The organism is Streptomyces phaeofaciens, assembly GCF_014648915.1.
Classification (GTDB): domain Bacteria; phylum Actinomycetota; class Actinomycetes; order Streptomycetales; family Streptomycetaceae; genus Streptomyces; species Streptomyces phaeofaciens.
In genome coordinates this window covers 109,045-128,010 of sequence record NZ_BMSA01000014.1, presented here as the reverse complement: position 1 = coordinate 128,010, position 18,966 = coordinate 109,045, and the positions used below count along the sequence as shown (strand labels likewise).

Annotated in this window: 16 protein-coding genes; 8 read left to right on the top strand and 8 right to left on the bottom strand. The window is 73.0% G+C overall.

The genetic code is table 11. From position 1 onward, the window contains the following. Nucleotides 1-34: 34 nt before the first annotated feature. Nucleotides 35-724: a pyridoxamine 5'-phosphate oxidase gene (gene pdxH, locus IE275_RS23555; protein ID WP_189713358.1), complete on the bottom strand. Its 690-nt coding sequence runs from the start codon at nucleotides 722-724 to the stop codon at nucleotides 35-37. 237 nt (nucleotides 725-961) lie between these two features. Here pdxH and IE275_RS23550 point away from each other — a divergent pair, with 237 nt between their 5' ends. Then, a complete protein-coding gene (locus tag IE275_RS23550; RefSeq protein WP_189713357.1) occupies nucleotides 962-2,062 on the top strand; it encodes a citrate synthase 2 in 1,101 nt (366 codons plus the stop codon). Between the two features lie 100 nt (nucleotides 2,063-2,162). Here IE275_RS23550 and IE275_RS23545 read toward each other — a convergent pair whose 3' ends face one another. Then, nucleotides 2,163-3,191 (bottom strand): isopenicillin N synthase family dioxygenase, encoded by a 1,029-nt coding sequence (locus tag IE275_RS23545; protein WP_189713356.1) that lies wholly within the window; start codon nucleotides 3,189-3,191, stop codon nucleotides 2,163-2,165. A gap of 977 nt (nucleotides 3,192-4,168) precedes the next feature. Beyond that, the gene (locus IE275_RS23540; protein WP_189713355.1) at nucleotides 4,169-5,077 is read right to left on the bottom strand and encodes a LysR family transcriptional regulator; all 909 of its coding nucleotides are present in this window, start codon (nucleotides 5,075-5,077) and stop codon (nucleotides 4,169-4,171) included. A 72-nt stretch (nucleotides 5,078-5,149) separates the two neighbouring features. Between IE275_RS23540 and IE275_RS23535 the strand changes: the two genes are divergently transcribed. The 3 genes from IE275_RS23535 (at nucleotide 5,150) to IE275_RS23525 (ending at nucleotide 7,674) form a co-directional block, all read left to right on the top strand. Beyond that, on the top strand, nucleotides 5,150-5,566 hold the full coding sequence (locus IE275_RS23535) for a RidA family protein (protein ID WP_189713354.1): 417 nt from the start codon (nucleotides 5,150-5,152) through the stop codon (nucleotides 5,564-5,566). Between the two features lie 32 nt (nucleotides 5,567-5,598). Then, entirely contained in the window at nucleotides 5,599-6,066 is a 468-nt protein-coding gene (locus IE275_RS23530) for a GNAT family N-acetyltransferase (RefSeq protein ID WP_189713353.1), read from the top strand. 126 nt (nucleotides 6,067-6,192) lie between these two features. Next, nucleotides 6,193-7,674 carry a PAS domain-containing protein gene (locus IE275_RS23525; RefSeq protein WP_189713352.1) on the top strand — a complete coding sequence of 494 codons (1,482 nt, stop codon included), beginning with the start codon at nucleotides 6,193-6,195 and terminating at the stop codon, nucleotides 7,672-7,674. Nucleotides 7,675-7,710: 36 nt separating this feature from the next. Here IE275_RS23525 and IE275_RS23520 read toward each other — a convergent pair whose 3' ends face one another. Beyond that, nucleotides 7,711-8,466: an SIS domain-containing protein gene (locus IE275_RS23520; protein WP_189713351.1), complete on the bottom strand. Its 756-nt coding sequence runs from the start codon at nucleotides 8,464-8,466 to the stop codon at nucleotides 7,711-7,713. Between the two features lie 316 nt (nucleotides 8,467-8,782). On the opposite strand from IE275_RS23520, the gene IE275_RS23515 reads away from it, so the two are divergent. Together IE275_RS23515 and IE275_RS23510 are read left to right on the top strand one after the other, a co-directional pair. Beyond that, complete coding sequence (locus IE275_RS23515) at nucleotides 8,783-9,475, top strand: iron-dependent transcriptional repressor DtxR (RefSeq protein ID WP_067020955.1); 693 nt, start codon at nucleotides 8,783-8,785, stop codon at nucleotides 9,473-9,475. A gap of 518 nt (nucleotides 9,476-9,993) precedes the next feature. After that, nucleotides 9,994-10,914 carry an alpha/beta fold hydrolase gene (locus IE275_RS23510; RefSeq protein WP_189713350.1) on the top strand — a complete coding sequence of 307 codons (921 nt, stop codon included), beginning with the start codon at nucleotides 9,994-9,996 and terminating at the stop codon, nucleotides 10,912-10,914. A 78-nt stretch (nucleotides 10,915-10,992) separates the two neighbouring features. Here the strand turns inward: IE275_RS23510 and IE275_RS23505 are convergent, their stop codons facing one another. Genes IE275_RS23505 through IE275_RS23495 form a run of 3 tightly spaced genes read right to left on the bottom strand, consistent with a single transcriptional unit; the run spans nucleotide 10,993 to nucleotide 14,060 of the window. Further along, nucleotides 10,993-12,600, bottom strand: a complete 1,608-nt coding sequence (locus tag IE275_RS23505) for a transporter (protein ID WP_189713349.1) — start codon at nucleotides 12,598-12,600, stop codon at nucleotides 10,993-10,995. Next, on the bottom strand, nucleotides 12,597-13,367 hold the full coding sequence (locus tag IE275_RS23500; RefSeq protein ID WP_189713348.1) for an ABC transporter ATP-binding protein: 771 nt from the start codon (nucleotides 13,365-13,367) through the stop codon (nucleotides 12,597-12,599). The genes IE275_RS23505 and IE275_RS23500 overlap by 4 nt, the downstream gene beginning before the upstream one ends. 30 nt (nucleotides 13,368-13,397) lie before the next feature. Continuing rightward, nucleotides 13,398-14,060, bottom strand: coding sequence for a bifunctional DNA primase/polymerase (locus IE275_RS23495; protein ID WP_189713347.1), 663 nt, complete (start codon nucleotides 14,058-14,060; stop codon nucleotides 13,398-13,400). Nucleotides 14,061-14,327: 267 nt separating this feature from the next. Here IE275_RS23495 and IE275_RS23490 point away from each other — a divergent pair, with 267 nt between their 5' ends. Further along, a complete protein-coding gene (locus IE275_RS23490) occupies nucleotides 14,328-15,713 on the top strand; it encodes an NsdA family TPR-like regulatory protein (RefSeq protein ID WP_189713346.1) in 1,386 nt (461 codons plus the stop codon). 201 nt (nucleotides 15,714-15,914) lie between these two features. Then, the gene (locus IE275_RS23485) at nucleotides 15,915-17,522 is read left to right on the top strand and encodes a hypothetical protein (RefSeq protein WP_189713345.1); all 1,608 of its coding nucleotides are present in this window, start codon (nucleotides 15,915-15,917) and stop codon (nucleotides 17,520-17,522) included. 43 nt (nucleotides 17,523-17,565) lie between these two features. Here IE275_RS23485 and IE275_RS23480 read toward each other — a convergent pair whose 3' ends face one another. After that, a complete protein-coding gene (locus tag IE275_RS23480) occupies nucleotides 17,566-18,897 on the bottom strand; it encodes an ABC transporter substrate-binding protein (protein ID WP_189713344.1) in 1,332 nt (443 codons plus the stop codon). Nucleotides 18,898-18,966 lie beyond the last annotated feature (69 nt).

Below are 18,966 nucleotides of genomic sequence, written 5' to 3'. Positions count from 1 at the left end.
CACCCGCCCGCCGGGCGTCGGCCGCCCTGCCCTCTCAGGGGCTGAGCCGCTCCACCCGCCAGCTGCCGTCCGCCTGCGCCCTGTACTGAAGGCGGTCGTGCAGCCGGTTCTCCCGGCCCTGCCAGAACTCCACCGACTGCGGCGCCACCCGGAAACCGCCCCAGTGCGGCGGCACCGGCACCTGCTCGCCCTCGGGATAGCGGGCCGACAGCTCGGTGTACGAGGCGTCGAGGTCCGCGCGGGTCGAGATCACCGAGGACTGGCCGCTGGCCCAGGCACCCAGCTGGGAGCCGTGCGGCCGGGTCCGGAAGTAGGCGGCCGTCTCGTCCCGCCCGGTCCGCCGGGCCACGCCCCGCACGATCACCTGCCGGGCCATCGGATGCCACGGAAAGAGCAGCGAGACGTACGGGTTCTCGGCGAGATCCCGCGCCTTGCGCGAGTCGTAGTTGGTGTAGAAGACGAAGCCCTGCTCGTCGAACTGCTTCAGCAGCACCGTCCGCGAACTCGGCCGGCCCTCCGCGTCCGCGGTCGACACGACCATGGCGTTCGGCTCGAACAGATGGGCCTCGACGGCCGCCTCCCGGAACCAGCGCGCGAACTGCTCCACGGGCGTGGCGGCCAGCTCGGCCTCGGCGAGACCCTCCGCGCGGTACTGCTTGCGCATGGCGGAGGGATCGGGGACGGGGCCGGAGTAGACGTCGTCTGCGTCGTTCACGGTGGTCATCCTGCCGTATCCACGAGCCTCGGCCGTCACACCACCAAAGGTGGCACTGAGTGCCGCAACCACTCCCCAAAGGTGGCACTCACGGATATGGTGCTGTTGCCATCCCGGTTGGGTGACCGCAGGCCGCACGGGGCATCACTGGGGTGACCGCCCACGACCGCGAGTCCCCGCACCTCGCGTGCACCGGACCGTGGATCCGCGGCGCCATCCGTCGCACACATCACGAGGAGCCGCCCGATGTCCGACTTCGTACCCGGACTCGAAGGAGTCATCGCGTTCGAGACGGAGATCGCCGAACCGGACAAGGAAGGCGGCGCCCTGCGGTACCGGGGCGTCGACATCGAGGACCTGGTCGGCCACGTCTCCTTCGGCAACGTCTGGGGGCTGCTCGTCGACGGCGCCTTCAACCCCGGCCTGCCGCCCGCCGAGCCCTTCCCCATCCCCGTCCACTCCGGGGACATCCGCGTCGACGTCCAGTCCGCGCTCGCCATGCTCGCCCCCGTCTGGGGCCTCAAACCCCTCCTCGACATCGATGCCGAGCAGGCCCGCGACGACCTCGCCCGCGCCGCCGTCATGGCGCTGTCCTACGTCGCCCAGTCCGCCCGCGGCCAGGGCCGCCCCATGGTCCCCCAGCGCGAGATCGACAAGGCCCAGTCCGTCGTCGAACGCTTCATGATCCGCTGGCGCGGCGAGCCCGACCCCAAGCACGTCGCGGCCGTCGACGCCTACTGGACGTCCGCCGCCGAGCACGGCATGAACGCCTCCACCTTCACCGCGCGCGTCATCGCCTCCACCGGCGCCGACGTCGCGGCGGCGCTCTCGGGCGCCGTGGGAGCCATGTCCGGCCCGCTGCACGGAGGCGCCCCCTCCCGCGTCCTCGGCATGATCGAGGAGATCGAACGCACCGGGGACGCCACCGCCTACGTCAAGCAGGCCCTCGACCGAGGCGAGCGCCTGATGGGCTTCGGCCACCGGGTCTACCGCGCCGAGGACCCCCGCGCCCGCGTCCTGCGCCGCACCGCCCGCGAACTCGGCGCACCCCGCTTCGAGATCGCCGAGGCCCTGGAGAAGGCCGCCCTCGAAGAACTGCACGCCCGCCGCCCGGACCGTGTCCTGGCGACGAACGTCGAGTTCTGGGCGGCCATCATGCTGGACTTCGCGGAGGTCCCGGCGCACATGTTCACCTCGATGTTCACCTGCGCCCGTACCGCCGGCTGGTCCGCGCACATCCTGGAGCAGAAGCGCACGGGCCGCCTGGTCCGCCCCTCCGCCCGCTACATCGGCCCCGGCTCACGCGGTCCCCAGGAGATCGAGGGCTTCGGCGACATCGCGCACTGAGCCGCGCACTGAGCCGCGCACTGAGCCGCGCACTGAGCCGCGCACGCGTACCCGGCCGCGTACCCGTACCGCCCCGTACCCGGCCGCGTACCCGGAGCGATCACGCGGGGCTGAGCAGCTCCGCGTGATGCCGCTCGGCCACCAGCGGATGGGCGCGCAGCTTGCCCTTCAGCTCGTTGAAGCCGTACTCGGCGAACAGCGGGTTGGCCGGATCGTCCGTCACCCCCGGCGCGGCGGACGCGTGCGGGAACGGCAGCGGCTCTACACGCGCGTCCAGCCGGGGGTTGTAGAAGAACGGCACGGAGAACCGCTCGACGGCGCTCGGCGGGGACACCACCCGGTGATTGGTGGCGACGAGATACCCGTTCGTCGCCACCTCCAGCAGCTCCCCGAGATTGACGACGAAGGCACCGGGCAGCGGCGGCACCTCGTGGAAGCGGCCGTCCTCCCGCTGCACCTGGAGCCCGCCCACCTGGTCCTGGAGCAGCAGCGTCAGGAACCCGTAGTCCTTGTGCGCCCCGACCCCCTGGCCGGTGCCGTCGCCCGCGCTGCCCGGGTACCTGACCAGCTTCAGGTGCGGATGCGCCCGCTCGCCGAAGACGGGGTCGTAGAAGTCGGGCGCGGCGCCTATGGAGGCGAGCAACTCGTGCAGGAGCCGCTCGGCGACGGCGCTCAGCCGGTCGATCCACGCGAGCGCGGCCGTCCGCAGCCCGGGCAGTGCGGCGGGCCACTGATTGGGCCCCTCCAGCCACCAGTAGGCGGGCTCGCCGGGCCCGGGCGCCCGCGCCGGCCGCTCCGCCCCGATGTCCAGCTGGTCCCGCCAGTCCTGCCGGCCACCGGTCCGCTCGTCACCGGTGCGCGTGTACCCGCGGAAGTGCGGCGAGTTCACGTTGTCGATCGCGAGCCGCTCGGCCTCCGGCAGGGCGAAGAAGGCCCGCATGGCGGTGAGCAGCCGCCGGGTGTCCTCGTCCGGCACCCCGTGCCCCACGAGCTGGAAGAACCCCACGTCGTGGGCGGCACTGTGCAGCTGCGCGCGCAACAGCGCACGTGCCTGCGGACCGCGGTCGGCGGCCGAGAGGTCGATGATCGGGAGTTGCTGGTACGACGGAATCGTCGACGCGTTCGTCATGACTGTGTCCATGCGGGTGAAAGGACGGGGGGTGTGAATCAGGAGCGAGCCGCGAAGAGGCGGCTGACAGAAGCGGCTGGACGGCTCAGATGGAGCGTCGACAGCCCATGCTCGTGACGCGGACGTAGTCCACGTGGCGGCGCCGAACGAGCGAAAGCATGCCCCCACCCTACTGCCTGCCGAAAAATCCCTCCGTGACGCCCGCCACGCCCCGAAAATCCTTCGGCCACGAAGAGCCCCGAGAGCCCGCCCCCCGAGAACGCAGACGACCCGCGAGTCGGGTCCTCCCTGAGGAGGGTCCGGCCGGACGTACCGGCGACTCGCGGGTCGGGTGACTGCTGGGATTGGGCCGGCTGCACGCGTCGTTCACGCGCTGGTCCGGCACCGCACAGAGTGTGGTGGCGAGCCGCTAGCCCGCAGCCACCTCACGCGTCCGGGTTTCCTGCATTACCGGATCACCTCCTTTCACCGTGTACAAGGCACCCTAGGAACCGTTCTGCCGCCAATCAACTGTTTTTCCGAGACTTGACGGCGACGCTTCTGGCCGGACGCTGTAGCCGTATCCGTCACTCCGCTGCAAGAGCGTGAGATTCCGGTGGGAGACGTTCAGTCGCCCCATGGGCGCCGTGAGGCTGTGCTGGCCCCTGGCGCGGACCGAGATGCGGCCGGTCCATGTCCCGGCCCACTTCCCGGACGGCATGACGGCACGTACGAGGTCTCCCGTGGAGTATCCGAAGTGCTGCTTGCCACGCGGCCGCAGCAGGCGGGGGAATCCGTACCGGTCCGGCGTGGTCCGGGCGTAGGAGCCGCGCCCGGTGGCTTTGACGACGAGGACATGACCGGGAAATCGCACGATCTTGTCGCCGCCTGCGTGATCGAGAGGGCCGACGGACAGGGCGTCCAAGGTGTGTGTCTTGCTCAGGCGCATGGCGTCGCGATTCTCGAACGGGAGCCCGATCTTCGTGCTAGCGGGTTCTTCAGCGCTCACGATCGGATCGAGTGAGCGTCGCCAGCAAGCCGCTCACCAGCGGATTCCCGTCGTCCGTGCGCCAGGCCGCTGCCACCGTCGTCCGTCCCGCGGGTGGGGGCAGCGGGCGGAAGGCGACGTCCGGCAGGCGGAGGCGGCGGAGGGCGGCGGGGGCCAGGGAGACGCCCAGGCCGGTGCCGACGAGGGCGCAGACCGTCAGCCACTCGACGGCCTCCTGGGTGACCCGCGGGGTGAAGCCGGCCGTGGCGCACAGGGCGGTGATGCGGTCGTGGAGGCCGGGGCCGGCCTCGCGCGGGAGGAGGACGAACGGGGCGTCGGCGAGGTCGCCCAGGGGTGTCACCGGCCGCTCGGCCAGGGGGTGGGCGGCGGGGAGGACCGCGACGAACGGCTCGGTGGCGATCGTGCGGAAGGACAGTCCGGGGTCGGACGGCGGTGGTTCGCGGAGCAGGCCCACGTCGATCCCGCCCCCGCGCAGGGCCGTGAGCTGCGGGGCGGTCGTCATCTCGCGCAGGTCGAGGTGGACGCCGGGGAGGCGGTCGCGGTGGGTGCGCAGCAGGTCCGGCAGCAGGGTCAGGGCGAGGGAGGCGGCGAAGCCGACGCGGAGGCGGCCGGTGCGTCCGTCGCCGGCGGCCCGGGCCGCGGTCAGGCCGTCCGTGAGGCCGGTGAGCGCCCGGCGCGCGGCGGGCAGGAGCGCCCGCCCGGCCGGGGTGAGGGTGACGCCCGCCGGGGAGCGCTGGAACAACGCGTGCCCCACCCGGTCCTCCAGCCGGCGGATCTGCTGGCTGAGCGGCGGCTGGGCGATGCCGAGCCGTCCGGCGGCCCGGCCGAAGTGGAGTTCCTCGGCGAGGACGAGGAAGGCGTTCAGTTGGGGGAGCGGCGGCAGGTCCGGGCGTTCCATATCTCCAGAGGTATCAGACCGTGGCCTGTCGCGTATTGGACGTATCGCCCCTGTCCACCTAGCGTGCCGGTCATGGCAGAGCGGCGCGCGATTCTCAGCGGTTCCGTGTTCGAGGAGCGGATCGGCTACGCCCGGGCCGTCGTCGACGGCGACCGGGTGCACGTGTCGGGGACGACCGGCTACGACTACACGACGATGACGATCTCCGAAGACGTCGTGGAGCAGGCCGAGCAGTGCCTGCGGAACATCGGCGCGGCGCTCGCGGAGGCCGGCTGCGGCTTCGGGGACGTCGTACGGGTGCGGTATCTGCTGCCCGAGCGGGACGACTTCGAGCCGTGCTGGCCGGTGCTGCGCCGCTGTTTCGGGGAGGTGCGGCCGGCGGCCACGATGATGGTGTGCGGGCTGGCCGATCCCCGGATGCGGATCGAGATCGAGGTGGACGCGCGCAGGCCCGCGGGGGCCGCCGCGGGGGGCGCGCAAACGCGTTGACGTGGGCCGGGCGTGCACGGTTCGCTGCTGCCGTGACCGACCTTCGTATCGAGCTCGTCGACGGCGACACCGCTCTCGAACAGTGGCGCCATGTGCACAACGTGATCGTCCCGCCGGCCGCGCTGTCGCTCGCCGAGGTGCGTGAGCGCGCGGGGCGCTACCGGCTGGAGAACGCCTATGCGGGTGACGTCCTCGTCGGCTGCTCCACCGTGCGCCCGCCGGGGGGCGACGAGGCTGTGGCGACCGTCATCGCGCGCGTCCTGCCCGAGCACCGGCGGCGCGGGTACGGCGGGTCGCTGTACGCCCACGCGCTCACCCACGCGCGCGTGCTGGGCGCTCGGACGGTGGAGACGTGCGTGCTGGCGGTGAACGAGGACGGACTGCGGTTCGCGGCGGCGCACGGCTTCGCCGAGGTCGACCGGTACGTCCTGGACGGCGAGCACGACGAGTGGGTCGACCTGCGGCTGACGTCAGCCCTCCAGGACGGCTCCCGGGCCTGAACCGGCGGCTGTTCAGCGGCTTCTCGCGGGTGCCACGATTCCTCTGCAATCTTGCGGGAATCATATGTGGGCTGCGTCACGTTCGAGTTGAATGAGGGCAAGCGAGCGAACCGGCAGGGGGTCCAGGTGAGTGCTTCCCGGCGTAGCGGGACCACCGACGAGCTGGGGCCGGAAGAGCCCGAGCGGCCGGACGGTCCCGGCGGTCCCGGTGGCCCCGACGGAGCGGACCTGCTCGCCGCGCTGCTCGACGGCATGGACGCGGCCCTGTGCGCCTTCGACGCGGACGGCGTCGTCACCCACTGGAACCGTGAGGCGGAACGCATCCTCGGCTGGAGCGCGGCGGAGGCGGTGGGCCGGCAGGGCTTTGCGGGCTGGGCGGTGCGGGAGGCCGACGCCGAGGAGGTCGAGAGCCGGCTGATGGCGGCGATGCACGCGCCCGGCCGTCAGGTGCACGAGTTCGCGCTGCTCACCAAGGACGGCGGCCGGGTCCTGGTCCGCACCCAGTCCGCCGCCGTGCCCGGGCCCGACGGCAAGCCCGCGGGCCTGTACTGCGCGTTCAGCGAGGTCCACGCCCAGATCGACCTGGAGCGTTCCATCGCGCTCAGCGAGGCCCTCTTCGACGACGCCTCCTGGGGTGTCGTCCTGGTCGACGCCGATCTGCGTCCCGCCGTGGTCAACGCGCACGCCGCCCGCGCGCTCGGCACCGGCCGCACAGCGGTCCTGGGCCGTCCCCTGGGCGACCTGCTCACGCGCGGTGTGGAGGAGCTGGAGAACGCGCTGACGCACGTCCTCGCCGAGGGCGCCCCGCCCGCGCCGGCCGAGATGTGGGTCGGGGTGCGCACCCCGGAGGGCGAGCGGCGGCGCTGCTGGCGCAGCGGCTTCCTGCGCCTGGCGTCACCGCTCGCCGAGGAGCCGGTGCCGCTCGGTGTGGGCTGGCTCTTCCAGGACGTCACCGAGGCCAAGCAGGGCGAGCAGGAGGCGGCCCTGCTGCGCTTCCGCGCCAATCAGCTGCACCGGGCGGCCCGGGCGGCCGCCGAGTGCGAGGACCCGGCCGAGGCGGCCACGGTCCACCTGGACTTCGCGCTCGCCGGGTTCGCCGACCACGCCGTGCTCGACCGGATCCTGATCGAACGGACCCCGGGCGAACGGATCCCGTTCGGCCGGGCGCCGGGCGGCGTCCCGGACGAGGACGCGCCGGCCGGGCCGCCGCGCCTGGTGCGGATCGCGGCCACCCCGTCGGGCGGTCCGGGCCCCAGCGCGCTCACCGGCCACGCCGGGCTGCCGGTCCGCTACGGCGAGACGCATCCGGTGCTCCAGTGCGTGGCGCGGGCGGGTTCCGTGCGGGCCGGCGCCGGTTCCGTGTCGGCCGAGGAGGCGCGGGAGTGGGCGCGGGCCCGGGTGTGGCCCGAGGACACCGTGCACGCCCTGTGCGCGGTGCTGCGCAGCCGGGGCCGCACGCTGGGGGTCGTGACGTTCCTGCGCGGGGCCGGCCGCAGCGCCTTCCAGCGGTCCGACGCGACCTACGCCGAGGATGTCGCCGTACGCATGGCGGCGGCCCTGGACCTGGCCGACCTGGCCGACCTGGAGGGGCACGGCGACGCCGGCTGAGGGCGGCACGCGCGGGTGCGGCGTCCGGCGGCGGGCTCAGCGCCGGTAGAAGATCCGGTCGCCGTACTCCTTCATGATCCGCCCGTTCCATTCGTGGCCGCCGTCGACGTTCCCGGAGCGCAGCAGCGGCGGTTCGATGCCGCGCTCGGCGAGGGCGCCGGCCGCGGTGGCCATCACGGCCTGGAGCAGGGCCGAGGTGACGACCGTGGAGGCGGGCGCGAAGGGCGCCGGGACGGTGTCGAGGGTGAGTTCCGCGTCGCCGACCGCGATCTTCGAGTCCAGGACGACGTCGCAGTGGTCCTTCAGGAAGGTCCCCGAGGCATGCCGGGAGGTGGTCTGGGAGGCGTACGCCACCGAGGTCACGCCGATGACCTTCACGCCCAGGGCGCGGGCGGTCTGGGCCATCTCCACGGGCAGGGCGTTGCGGCCGGACAGCGAGATGATCACGAGGGCGTCGCCCGCGCGGAGCGGGGAGGTGTCCAGGACGGCGCTCGCGAGGCCGTCGACGCGTTCCAGGGCGGAGCCGAGGGTGGCGGGCATGACGTCGACGCCGACGACGCCCGGCACGACGAGGAGGTTCATCAGGGCCAGGCCGCCCGCGCGGTAGACGACGTCCTGGGCGGCGAGGGAGGAGTGCCCGGCGCCGAAGGCGAAGAGCCGGCCGCCGTCGGCCACGGTGTCGGCGAGGAGTTCGCCGGCCGCTCGGACGGCCTCGGCCTCTTCGTCGCGGACCCGCCGAAGCAGCGTGATCGCCGCGTCGAAGAACTGGGCGCCGAGCTCGCGGTCGCTCATCCGAAGGGCCCCTTTGCCGTGTCGAGGATCCGTGCCGGGTGTCCGTGTCGCGGATCACCGTGCGGTCTGGACCAGTGCGCTGTCAATACGGCGGGACGGGTGAGCGTCCATGGGGCGGACGGGGCGGACGGGGCGGGTGGACGGCCCCGGCCGTCCGCCGGGGCGGAGAGCGGGCGGTCCGCGCACTTCGGCGTAACGACCTCGTTTCACCGGCGCGGCACGCTTGTCAGTGGTATCCGGCAGAATTGAGGCCAGGGCCAGCGCACGCGCGCCGGAGAGCCGTCGAGCCTTCGGCAGATCTCATCGAGGGGCACGAATGTCCGGACTGATCGACACCACGGAGATGTATCTCCGCACCATCCTCGAGCTGGAGGAGGAAGGTGTGGTCCCCATGCGCGCCCGGATTGCCGAGCGGCTCGACCAGAGCGGGCCGACGGTCAGCCAGACGGTGGCGCGCATGGAGCGCGACGGCCTGGTCTCCGTGGCCAGCGACCGGCACCTGGAGCTGACCGACGAGGGCCGTCGCCTCGCCACGCGCGTGATGCGCAAGCACCGGCTCGCCGAGTGTCTCCTGGTCGACGTGATCGGTCTGGAGTGGGAGCAGGTGCACGCCGAGGCCTGTCGCTGGGAGCACGTGATGAGCGAGGCGGTGGAGCGCCGCGTCCTGGAGCTGCTGCGCCACCCCACCGAGTCGCCGTACGGCAACCCGATCCCGGGTCTGGAGGAGCTGGGAGAGAAGGACGGCGCCGACCCGTTCCTGGACGAGGGCATGGTCTCGCTGGCGGATCTCGACCCGGGCCTGGAGGGCAAGACGGTCGTCGTGCGCCGGATCGGCGAGCCGATCCAGACCGACGCGCAGCTGATGTACACGCTGCGCCGGGCGGGTGTGCAGCCCGGTTCGGTGGTGAGCGTGACGGAGTCGGCCGGCGGGGTGCTGGTGGGCAGCGGCGGCGAGGCGGCGGAGCTGGAGGCGGACGTCGCGTCGCATGTGTTCGTCGCGAAGCGCTGAGCGCCGGGCGCCGCGCCGGGATCCAGAGGCTGAGCGTTGTTCAGTTTCTGTCAACTCCGGGGACCCCTGGGGTCGTTGTGGCGTGGCGTCGATCGTGTCGAATCGAGGATTCCCTGTGTCGAATCGCAGCGCGGCGGCGGTTCGCGTGCCAGGCTTGCGTGAGGCATATGGCCTGAGGGGGCGGGGATGATGTGCCGCAGACGAGTGGAGGGCCCCGGTGCCGTGCGGCACCGGGGCCTGTCCTCCCCTGTGACGACCCGGAGCCCCGAGCTCCCAGGGTCGTCCCCCTCGGACCGTTTTCCCCGAGCGGTCCGCCTCCCGCTGAAGATCTCCCCTCGGCAGCGGCAATCATTCCTTGAGCGTGGTCACTCGAACGAGGGGTGTTGCTCGCGGATGCGGCGTTTCTCGAATAGGCATTCGATACTCTGCGTGTGATGGCGTGACGGAGCGCACCGGGCGTGCGCTGATCAAGACAGCGGCAGCACAGCGGTACGACGGCTAGGGGGGTGCCAGGACCTATGGCGCGACGCATCGACGTGACTGGGACGGGCGGCGTACGCCTGGCGGCCTGGGAGTTCGGGGACCCGCCCAAGGACGGGCCGGACCTCGTGATTCCGGCCCAGTCCACCGGAGGTCGCACCCCGGGCGCCGCGCACGGGACCGAGAACAGGCCGGGCGTCCTGTTACTGCACGGCCTGATGGGCCGGGCCTCGCACTGGGCGTCCACCGCCCGCTGGCTCTCCGAGCGCCATCGCGCCGTCGCCCTCGACCAGCGCGGCCACGGCCGGAGCGAGAAGCCCCCGGAGGCCGCGTTCACCCGTGAGGCGTACGTCGAGGACCTCGAAGCGGCACTGGAGCAGCTCGGCCTCGCCCCCGCCGTCCTCATCGGCCACGCCATGGGCGCGCTGACCGCCTGGCAGCTCGCCGCGAAACGCCCCGACCTGGTGCGCGCGGTGGTCATCTGCGACATGCGGGCCTCCGCGCTCGGCTCGGCCTCGCAGCGCGAGTGGGCCGACTGGTTCAAGTCCTGGCCCGTCCCCTTCGCCACCCTCGCCGAGGTCCGCAAGTGGTTCGGCGAGGACGACCCCTGGGTGGAGCGCCCGAACGCCTCCCGGGGCGAGTTCTACGCCGAGGTGATGCAGGAGTCCCCGGACGGCTGGCGCCCCGTCTTCGAGCCCGAGCAGATGCTCAAGTCCCGCGAGACCTGGGTCTACGACGCCCACTGGGAGGAGCTGACCCAGGTCCGCTGCCCCGCCCTGGTCGTCCGCGGCCTCGACGGCGAACTGGGCCGGGCCGAGGCCCAGGAGATGGTCCGCGTCCTGCCCCGAGGGGAGTACGCGGAGGTCGCCGACGCCGGCCACCTCGTCCACTACGACCAGCCGGAGGGCTGGCGCACGGCGATCGAACCGTTCCTGGACACGGTGTTCAGCACACCGTGAGCCGCAGCGGACGGCAGGCCTCGGCCCGCCGGAAGCCTCGGCGCACCGGAGGCCTCGGTGCCCCCGCTCAGCCCCCGCTCACCCCTTGCTCACCGCCGCCAGGATCTCCGGCAGCCGTGCCGCCGTACGCGGAGCCGCCAGCCGCAGCCCGAGCAGGGTGATCCCCGCCCCGTACGCCGCGCCGCCCGGCAGCAGCAGCCAGGTCCACGCCTCGCCGCCCTCGCTCACGTGCAGCCAGATCGTCAGCGCGATGACGGGCGCGCACAGCAGGGCCGCCGACACCATCCCGCCGAAGATCGAGATCCAGGCGAGGCCGGTCTGGCCCGGGGCGACGTTCTTGTAGCCCTCCTGCGGTATCGAGTAGGGGAAGCGGGCCGATGTCCACGCACCGGTCGTCAGCATCGCGCCGAGCAGTGCCAGCGACAGTCCCAGCGCCTCGGGCAGCTTCGCCCAGTCGCCGAGCAGCGCGGTCGTCAGGACCGTCACCAGCGTGGCGTACGGCAGCGTGATCACCAGCAGCGCCAGCGCCCGCGCGCGCAGTTCGACATACGCGTCCCGGGGCGAGGAGATGGTCAGCGCGACCATCCAGAACGCGGACGTGTCCTGCCCGAACTGGTTGTACATCTGGATGCCGAGCATCCCGGCGGCGAAGCAGGCGAAGTAGATCGAACCGGTGCCCTGGAGCGCGTTGAAGACGGGCACGATCAGCCCGATCGCCAGGGACGTCACCCAGGCCGCCTTCGTCTTCGGGTCGCGCCACACATAGCGCAGGCTGCGCTCCATCACCGTGCCGGACCGTCCGCCCGGCAGCAGCCGTGTCAGCCCCGCCGCACCGCGCCGGTCCCGGGCGGCCGGCTCGGCGGCCTGGAGGGTGGAGCCGTCCGGCGAGATCATCAGCCTGGTCAGACTCCGTGACCACATCCGCACCAGCAGCACCAACGCACCGGCACTGATCAGCAGTTGGACGGCGGCGACCCCGTACGACCCCTCGCTCACGGAGTCCACCGCGCCGATCGCGGAGGCCGGCGGCAGCCAGCGCAGCACGTCCGCCACCGGGTCCAGCTGGCCGAGGCCACTGGAGCCGAGCCGCTGCGCCCCGAAGTTGACGACCTGCGCGCCGACCGCGATGACCAGCCCGCTCAGGACGGCGAGATCCCGCCCCTTGCGGCTGGACAGCAGCCGGATGTTGGCGGCGGCGACGGCCCGCGCGAGGGCCACGCACACCAGCAGCGCCAGCACGCCCCCCACCACACCGACCGCGAACGCGGCGCCGCCGTGCGCCACCGCGATCACCGAGCCGATCAGCATGACCACCGTGAACAGCGGCCCGATGCCGACCAGCGAGGCCGCCAGCAGCGCCCACACCAGCGGCCGGGGCCGCAGCGGCAGCATCACCAGCCGGGTCGGGTCGAGGGTCTCGTCCCCGCTGGGGAAGAACAGCGGCATCACCGCCCACCCCAGCCCCAGCACCGCCACCAGCAGCACCACGAGCGATTCGGCGTGCGCATGCCCGCGCAGCGCGATCAGCCCGATCAGCTGCAACGCGGCGAACAGCAGCGCGCACACGGCCGACGCCACATACGCGGCCCGCCGCCCACCGGACTGCCGGAGCCCGTTGCGCAACAGCGACAGCTTCAGCCGTACGACGGTGGGGGCGAGGCCCGGCGCGGCGGTCTGCGCGCTCACCGGACCGCCCCGCCGCCCAGCCAGTCGAGATCGGACCCGGCGTCCCGCCCCTGCGCGCCGACGAGCTGGAGGAACGCCTCCTGGAGCGAGGGCGCGGACCCGCGCACCTCCTCCAGCGGGCCATGGGCCCGGATGCGCCCGGCGGCCATCACGGCCACCCAGTCGCACAGCGACTCGACCAGCTCCATGACGTGGGAGGAGAAGACGACGGTGGCGCCGGAGGCGGTGTACCGCTCCAGCACGCCCCGGATGGTCTGCGCGGAGACGGGGTCGACGCCCTCGAACGGCTCGTCCAGGAAGAGCACTTCAGGATTGTGGAGGAGCGCGGCCGCGAGCCCGATCTTCTTGCGCATACCGGTCGAGTAGTCGACGACGAGCTTGTGCTGGGCACCGGCCAGATCGAGGACGTCGAGCAGCTGGGTGGCCCGCTTGTCGACCTCGGCGCCGGGCAGCCCGCGCAACCGCCCGCTGTAGCCCAGCAGTTCACGCCCGGACAGCCGCTCGAACAGCCGGAGCCCCTCCGGCAGCACCCCGATCCGCGCCTTGACCTCCACCGGATCGCGCCACACGTCGTGCCCGACGACCTCGACGGTGCCCTCGTCGGGCCGCAGCAGCCCGGTCACCATCGACAGCGTGGTGGTCTTCCCGGCCCCGTTCGGCCCGACGAGCCCGATGAACTTCCCGGCAGGAAGATCGAGATCGATCCCGGCGACGGCAACCTGTTGCCCGAACCGTTTCCAGAGATTGCGCACGCGTACGGACGTCATACCTGAACCCTACGGGGGGACGGGGCGACGTCAGCGGTCCCTGCCGCAGGCGTAGGCCAGCGGCGAGATCAACTCCTCGGCGTCCGGCAGCCACCGGTTCGCTGCGGTCGGCCGGCAGGCCCACTGCACGGCCCCCCAGGACCCGAACCGGGTCGGCGGCGCGGCCACGTACATCCCCTCGCCCAGCGTCACGAGGTCGAGGGCGGAAAGGGACCAGCCGAGCTTGCGCACCAGCTCCGGCACCTTGGCCGACGCCCCCGGCAGCACGAAGAAATGCATCCGCCGGTCCGGCGTCAGCGTCACCGGCCCGAGCGTCAGCTCCATCCGCTCCATGCGCGCGAGCGCGAGGAAACCGGCCGTCTCCGGAACGGAGATCGCGTCGAACGTCCGCCCCGTCGGCAGCAGGATCGAGGCGGTGGGCTGTTTCTGCCACATCCGGCGGGCGACGGTCGCGCTGCCGGTCGCCTGGGTCGCCCAGTCGGGGCGCGCGGGGTGCGCACCCGGCGCACCGCACGAGGTCTCCTCGCAGGAGCATCGCTGCACCCCGTCGACGGCCTCCAGCCAGGTGCCGGGAAACACGTCCCAATGACGTTCCTCGGCGTAACGAACGGCGGTCTCGAGCAGCGATTCCCCGCGCTGCTTCGGGATTTGAGCGGCATCGGCGCCCGCGATGGTCTCTTCCACGATGAACACAACTCTAGCGGTCACCAGGGGTTACGCCCGCCCGTTCACCCGGAGGAGGAGCATCGCTTCGGCGTCCGGGGCGCATGGGTGCACGGGTGGGGGCGCGCGGGAGGAACGGGCGCGGGGAGCGGGTAGTCACGAGTGGGGGGCGGGCTTCCGCCGGTAACCAGGAAATACTCGGCAATCCTCTCATGCCTCGCATTTTCCCTATGTCCGTGGGGCATTGATCTTCTCGGCCGGAAATTTCGGTGCGGAACTCCACAGGGGGTAGTGCCCATGGCCGCAAGGCCTCTCGTCGCGCGGCAGCCGAACGAACGGTTGCAGGCGCTCATCCAGGAGGCGGGGTGCTCGAACGCCGGGCTCGCCCGCAGGGTCAACATGTGCGGTGCCGAGCACGGACTCGACCTGCGCTACGACAAGACGTCCGTGGCCCGCTGGCTGCGCGGACAGCAGCCGCGCGGACGCGCTCCGGCGATCATCGCCGAGGCCCTGGGCCGCAAGCTCGGCCGCACGGTCACGATCGACGAGATCGGCATGGCCAACGGCAAGAACCTCGCCTCCGGCGTCGGTCTCCAGTTCTCGCCGACGGTGCTGGGGGCCATCGAGCAGGTCTGCGAGCTGTGGCGCAGCGACGTGGGCCGCCGCGACTTCCTCACCGGCTCCTCCGTCGCCGCGTCGGCGCTGGTCGAGCCCAGCCGCGACTGGCTGATCTCGTCGCCCGACGCCCAGGTGGCGCGCTCGGCGGGACCGCGGGTGGGCCTGTCCGACGTGGCCGCCGTGAAGGCGATGACCCAGGCGCTGGTCGACCTCGACCACCAGTACGGCAGCGGGCACGTCCGCCCGGTCGTCGTGCACTACCTCAACAGTGTTGTCTCGGGGCTGCTGGCCGGCTCCTACCGGGAGTCGGTGGGCCGGGAACTCTTCGCCGCCGTCGCCCGGTTGACGGAACTGGCCGGGTACATGGCCGTCGACACCGGCCAACCGGGCCTGGCCCAGCGCTACTACATCCAGGCCCTGCGCCTCGCCCAGGCGGCGGGCGACCGCGGCTACGGCGGATACGTGCTCGCCGCCTCCATGAGCCACCTCGCCGCGCAGCTCGGGAACCCCCGGGAGATCTCCCAGTTGGCGCGCGCCGCCCAGGAGGGCGCACGCGGGCGGGTCACCCCGCGCGCGGAGGCGATGTTCTTCGCCGCGGAGGCGCGCGGCCACGCGCTGACGGGCGACGTACGGGCGACCCAGCTCGCGTCCGGGCGGGCGGTGTCCGCGCTGGAGGCGGCCGATCCGTCCGTCGGCGACGACCCGGCGTGGATCGCGCACTTCGACGAGGCCTATCTGGCCGACGAGTTGGCGCACTGCCACCGCGACCTCGGCCAGGCGGAGGCGGCCGCCCGGTGCGCCGAGCAGTCCCTGGCCGGGCTCCCGGAGAGCCGAGCCCGCAGGCGCGCGATCGGCTATGTGCTGCTCGCCACCGCGCAGGTGCAGCAGCGGGAGGTCGAACAGGCCTGCCACACCGGCCTGAAGGCGGTCGAGCTGCTCGGAACACTCCGCTCCAACCGGGGCGCGGAGTACCTGGAGGACCTCCAGCAGCGGCTGGAGCCGTACCGGGAGGAGCCGGTGGTAAGGGAGTTCGGGGCGCGGCTGGACCTCCAGGCCGCGGCGTGAACGGCCGGGGCGCCGCCGCGTGAACGGACGGGGAACGCACGGTTCCCGTACGGGAGGCCACGGATGGCGTCGGCGGCGCTCCGGTTGTGTTACGGACGTCACTGGGAGGGAGATCACGTCCTGAGCTGCGTGGCACGGGGTTCCGGGGACCCGGTAGCGTGAGCCGACGATTCCGTAGGTCCCCCATTCGTAGGAGTCCCGGTGACGCAGAGTGGACAGGGCGAGGAGCCCTCGGCGCGGCCCGCGCGCGAAGGCATCGTGCTGCCCTCCGACGGTGGTGAACCCCTGATTCCGGGGCTGACCTCGCACGGATCGCAGCCGGCCGACCCCTCCGGGGCGTACGGGTCGGCGCAGTACGGACAGCAGGACTACGGCCGGCAGTCGCCGGCCGGCGGCCAGACCTGGGGTCAGTCCTGGGGGCCCGAGCAGCAGCAGGAGCCGCCCGCCCAGCAGCCGGGCCAGTCCTGGCCTCTCCCGGCGGACCAGCAGTGGGGCACCCCGCAGCCGGACGCCTGGGGCGCGGGCCCGCTCCCGCCGGAGGGCGCGCCGGCCCCGGCCGCCCCGACGTACGCCCAGGGCGGCCCGGCCCCGTCGTACGACCCGTCGTACGGCCAGGGTGCGCAGACACCGTCGTACGGCCAGGGTGTGGGCGGTGGGCCGCTGCCGCCCGCGGACGAGGGCGCCACCCAGTACATACCGCCGGTCCCGGCGGCCCCGGTCGACGACGGCCGGACCCAGTACCTGCCGCCCGTCCCCGCCGCGCCCGGTGGCGACGAGGGCGCGACGCAGTACATCCCGCCGGTCGGGCCGGGCGCGCTGCCGCCCGAGAACCCGGCCGAGTCGACGCGCTACCTGGGCGGTCCCCAGCACGGCCAGGGGCCGATGCCGGGCGCGTCCCCCTCCGACGCGGACGCCACGCAGTACATCCCGCCCGTGCCCGCGCAGTCCTACCCGGCGCCGGGCGGGGGCCCGCAGCCGCCCGCCGGGTTCGAGAGCCTCTTCCGTGACGGGCCGGGCGGCGACGGCCCGGCCGGCTCCACCCAGCAGCTGCCGCGCATCCCGGACCAGGGCCAGGGCTACGGCGCCGGTCCCGCCGCGGCGCGCGCCCCGCAGCCCACCTTCATCCCGTCCGTCACCCGCGACGACGAGGACGAGCGCCGCGGCCGGGGCGGCCGTACCGGCTCGCGGCTTCCGATGTTCGCGGCGATCGGTGTGGCCCTCGCGGTCGTCGGGATCGGCGCGGGCGCGATGCTCGCCGGCGGAGGCGGGGACGGCGGCGACGACGACAGCAAGAACGTCGCCGCGTCGGCGCCCGCGACCGAGGGGTCCGCCTCGGCGGGCGCCGACCCGGCGAAGGAGCAGGCGGTCGCGCTGGACAAGCTGCTCGCGGACAGCGGCAGCAGCCGGGCCTCGGTGATCGCGGCGGTGGCGGACGTGAAGGCGTGCACCAATCTCTCCCAGGCCGCATCGGACCTGCGGGACGCGGGCACCCAGCGCACCGACCTGGTGACGAAGCTGGCCGGACTGTCCGTCGACAAGCTCCCGGAGCACGACGCGCTGACCACCGCGCTCACCAAGGCGTGGCAGGCGTCCGCGGCCGCCGACAACCACTACGCGGCCTGGGCCGACGAGGTCGCCGGCAACCGGAAGAAGAGCTGCAAGAGGGGCACGGCCCGCACCACGCCCGAGACCCAGCAGGGAAACCGGGCCAGCGGCACCGCCTCCACGCAGAAGGCCGAGGCGGCCAAGCTGTGGAACGCGATCGCGAACACCTACGGCCTGACCCAGCGCCAGCCCACCCAGCTGTGACGGCCGGCCCGGCCCCGGCGCCCCGACGGCGCCGGGGCCGGGGTCAGCCGAGGTCGGCCGACTCCAGCGTCTTCGTCGTGTCCACGAAGCTCTGGCCGGCGGCCACCAGCCGGCCCTGCCGGACGGTCTGGAGGGTCACCTCGGCGTTGGCCAGGCGCGGGAAGCCGATGGAGGCGAGCCGGCCGGAGAACTGCCAGTGCAGGGTCGGCGTCAGCCCGCCCGTGTCGATCTTCCCGTCGTCCAGGGCGCTCCGCACACTGGTGGCGGTGACCGGTCCGTCGCCCAGGGACTCCACGGCCTGCCGCAGCACGGTGTAGGCGACCCAGGTGGTCTGGACGCCGGTGTCGCCGGGATCGATCCGGGTGTCCGAGAAGGCCGCCTCGCTGATGACCTTCTTCATCGCGGCCCAGCGCTTGTCGCTCGTCACCGGGTACCAGCCGGTGACGTACGCCCCCTCGTACGGCCCCGAACCGCCGCCGGTGGCGTCGATGACGGTCTGGTCGACGCTGCCCAGGACACTGCCGGTGCGCACGTCGGGGTAGTCGGTGCGGGTGCGCCGGAAGGAGTCCATGAAGGTGCTGGTGCGGTCGCCGAGGGCGGGCACCACGCAGCCCTTCTCGGTGCCGTCCGAGGCGGCGGTGCCGGTCGCCGTGCCCAGGGCCTGTTCGGCCTGCGCGGAGTACTCGGTGGCGTCCTCCGCGGCCAGCTGGTCCCGGGCGCCGTCGTGGCCGCCCGCCTTCAGTCCGGCGTTGAGCATGGGCGGCAGCGCGTCGCCCGCGAGGGTGTCCGGGCGGACCAGGGCGACGGGACCGCACTCGGCCGCGAGCTCCTTGCCGAGGCCGGCCAGCAGGGCGGGCTGTCCGCCGTTGACGGGGTAGGACAGGGGGCTGGTGAACTCGGCGTTGGTGACGCCGTAGCCGCCTATGTAGGGGATGCCGGCGCCCTCCAGGTGCGGGAAGAACGCGTCGGAGTGCTGGCTGTAGGAGCCGACGACCGCGACGGCGTTCTCCTTCACCGCGCGCCGGGCGCAGGCCGCGGCGTCCACCGTGTCGTTGTGGTCGTTGCAGGTCAGGACGGTGAGCTTATGGCCGTTGATGCCGCCCTGGGAGTTGATCCAGCGGGCGTAGGCGCGGGCGAAGGCCGGCATGCCGGGCATGTTGGTGGCGGCCGTGCCCTCGGGTGCCCAGGTCATCACGACGATCGGGTCGTCCCCGGTACCCCCCGTGGTGCCGGGGACGACCCCGCATCCGGCGGTGAGCGACGCACAGGCGGCCAGGGCGCCCGCCGTGAGGGCGGTGGCTCTGCCGGACCTGGTGAAGCGGAGGGACCTGGGGAGGAAGGTGCTTCCACGGAACATTCGTCGCCTGCCGGTCATGGACACGCACGATTCCGTCACATCGCTAACCTGGGAGTGACCTTTGCTCAACGTGGGGTGACGGCAAGG

Bases quoted from the DNA above. Each gene is read 5' to 3' on its own strand.
- pdxH (WP_189713358.1), bottom strand. From the start codon at position 724: ATGACCACCGTGAACGACGCAGACGACGTCTACTCCGGCCCCGTCCCC.
- IE275_RS23550 (WP_189713357.1), top strand. From the start codon at position 962: ATGTCCGACTTCGTACCCGGACTCGAAGGAGTCATCGCGTTCGAGACG.
- IE275_RS23545 (WP_189713356.1), bottom strand. From the start codon at position 3,191: ATGACGAACGCGTCGACGATTCCGTCGTACCAGCAACTCCCGATCATC.
- IE275_RS23540 (WP_189713355.1), bottom strand. From the start codon at position 5,077: ATGGAACGCCCGGACCTGCCGCCGCTCCCCCAACTGAACGCCTTCCTC.
- IE275_RS23535 (WP_189713354.1), top strand. From the start codon at position 5,150: ATGGCAGAGCGGCGCGCGATTCTCAGCGGTTCCGTGTTCGAGGAGCGG.
- IE275_RS23520 (WP_189713351.1), bottom strand. From the start codon at position 8,466: ATGAGCGACCGCGAGCTCGGCGCCCAGTTCTTCGACGCGGCGATCACG.
- IE275_RS23515 (WP_067020955.1), top strand. From the start codon at position 8,783: ATGTCCGGACTGATCGACACCACGGAGATGTATCTCCGCACCATCCTC.
- IE275_RS23510 (WP_189713350.1), top strand. From the start codon at position 9,994: ATGGCGCGACGCATCGACGTGACTGGGACGGGCGGCGTACGCCTGGCG.
- IE275_RS23500 (WP_189713348.1), bottom strand. From the start codon at position 13,367: ATGACGTCCGTACGCGTGCGCAATCTCTGGAAACGGTTCGGGCAACAG.
- IE275_RS23490 (WP_189713346.1), top strand. From the start codon at position 14,328: ATGGCCGCAAGGCCTCTCGTCGCGCGGCAGCCGAACGAACGGTTGCAG.
- IE275_RS23480 (WP_189713344.1), bottom strand. From the start codon at position 18,897: ATGACCGGCAGGCGACGAATGTTCCGTGGAAGCACCTTCCTCCCCAGG.